The sequence below is a fragment of the Shinella sp. BE166 genome, assembly GCF_051201095.1.
Lineage (GTDB): Bacteria > Pseudomonadota > Alphaproteobacteria > Rhizobiales > Rhizobiaceae > Shinella > Shinella lacus.
Genome location: NZ_JBPEHL010000061.1, coordinates 1 through 2,113, shown reverse-complemented (window position 1 = coordinate 2,113; position 2,113 = coordinate 1). Strand labels below are relative to the sequence as shown.

At 64.4% G+C, this 2,113-nt stretch carries 2 protein-coding genes and 1 pseudogene; 2 read left to right on the top strand and 1 reads right to left on the bottom strand.

Features of this window, described 5'->3' with window-relative positions; genetic code table 11:
• On the bottom strand, positions 1–896 hold an 896-nt coding region (locus J2Y63_RS35365), incomplete at its 3' end, for a threonine/serine dehydratase (RefSeq protein ID WP_435269832.1).
• A gap of 163 nt (positions 897–1,059) precedes the next feature.
• Between J2Y63_RS35365 and J2Y63_RS35360 the strand changes: the two genes are divergently transcribed.
• The gene (locus tag J2Y63_RS35360; RefSeq protein ID WP_435269831.1) at positions 1,060–1,668 is read left to right on the top strand and encodes a helix-turn-helix transcriptional regulator; all 609 of its coding nucleotides are present in this window, start codon (positions 1,060–1,062) and stop codon (positions 1,666–1,668) included.
• A pseudogene (locus J2Y63_RS35355) lies at positions 1,665–2,113 on the top strand (ornithine cyclodeaminase family protein); the annotation flags it as partial. The gene J2Y63_RS35360 and the pseudogene J2Y63_RS35355, both read left to right, overlap by 4 nt.

The window sequence follows — 2,113 nt, the reverse complement described above, 5'->3', positions numbered from 1 at the left end:
CCTTCGATGAGGCCGCGCTCCGCCTTGATGGCGGCCGCGATGGCGACGCCCGCAGCGCCCTCGCAGAGCATGTGGTGATGCTCGACGAACAGCTTCATCGCCTGCGCGATCTCCGCCTCGGAAACGTCGATCCAATGGTCGACCAGGTCGCGGCAGGGCGCAAACGTGATGGTGTCCGGCTCCACGCCACCCGCCGTGCCGTCCGACAGGGTGTCGTCGGAATCGAGGTCGAGCACGCGTCCGGCCGCGACGGAGGCTGCCATGACGCGGGAGGCCTGCGGCGAGCAGCCGACGATCTTCACCTGCGGGGCTGCGGCCTTGAGATAGGTCGCGATGCCGGCGATCAGCCCGCCGCCGCCGACGGAGGCGATGACGGTGCGCACATCCGGCAATTGGCGCAGGATTTCCACCCCGAGCGTGCCCTGGCCGGCCATCACGTCGATATCGTTATAGGGCGGCACGTAGACGCCGCCTTCGGCCTCGGCGAACGCCCGCGCATGGGCTTCCGTCACCGCGGAATCGGTGCCGTGGAAGCGGACCTCCGCGCCGAGCCGGCGGATGGCGGCAACCTTCGCCTCGGAGGCATTTTCCGGAACGAAGACGATGCCTTCGCCGCCGACCTGTCTGAGCGCGAAGGCCACGGCCGCGCCGTGGTTTCCCGACGAGGCGGTGACGACACGCGTGGTCGCGGCGGCGCTGCCCAGTGACAGGATCTTGTTCAGCGCACCCCGGAGCTTGAACGAGCCCGTATGCTGGAGGTTTTCCAGCTTGAGATGCACGTCGAGGCCGATCGTCTTCGAGAGATAGGGTGAGGCTTCGAGATAGGTCTCCCGCACGAAGGGCCGGATGCGCGTCTCGGCGTTCCGGATGGCATCGATTGCAGTGGTGGATTCCATGGGTGTCGCCCTCAAATCGCTGTGGACTGAATGTCCATGTAACACAATGCGTCCACGATAGGGCGGCATTTTCGGGGAAAGTCAAGCGGTGTGGATGAAATTTCCATTCTGGACAAATTTGTCCACGAATGGCACTGTCGCGGTGACATGTGAGGCCACGGACTTGAACCAGCAACTTGAGAGTTACGCCCGGATCTGCGACGCCGTCGCCCTGCTCTTCCAGCCGTTTGCCGAGGTCGTGCTGCATGATCTCGCGACCGAAAAGGTCGTCTATCTCGCGGGCAATTTCTCCAAGCGGGAAATCGGCGAGCCGTCGCTGCTGCACGAAATCGATTTCCAGCCGGACGAACGCCTGATCGGGCCTTACGAGAAGGTGAACTGGGACGGCCGGTCGATCAAGGCGATCAGCGTCGTGCTCGCGGACCATCTCGGAAAGCCCGCCGCGGTGCTCTGCATCAATGTCGACCTGTCGGATTTCCATTCGGTGATGCGCACGCTTTCGACGCTGATCCGGCTGCCGGAGGACAAGGCGAAGCCCGCAAGCCTCTTCAAGGAAGACTGGCACGAGCGCATCAACGAATATATCCAGCAATGGACCCATGCCCGCGGCATCCGCATCACCGACATGACCCGCCAGCAGAAGCGCGAACTCGTCGTGGCGCTCTCCTCCGACGGCGCATTCTCCGCGCGCAATTCCGCGCCCTACATCTCCCGTGTGCTGGGGCTCGGCCGCGCCACCGTCTACAAATACCTCAATGAAGGCAATGCATGATGATCAGCCTCACGCTGGACGACCTCAAGCGCCTGCCGATTGCCGGTTTCGCGGTCGACGCCATTCGGGACGCCTATGTCGCGATCGTCGACGGGCGGGCGAACATTCCGCCGGTCGGCTACCTGAGGCTCGAAGCGCAGAATGCCGACTGCCACATCAAATACGGCTATATCGCGGGCGACGACATCTTCGTGGTGAAGATCGCCTCGGGCTTCTACGACAATCCGCGCCTCGGGCTGCCGTCGAGCAACGGGATGATGATCGCCATTTCCTCGGACACCGGCCAGGTGGTGGCTACGCTCTATGACGAGGGCTGGCTGACCGACCTCCGGACCGGTTTCGGCGGCGCCATCGCGACGCTGGCGCTCTGCCGGCGGGACAGCCGGTCCATCGCGATCGTCGGATCGGGCACGCAGGCCCGCCAGCAGATCAGGGCGCTGTCCGC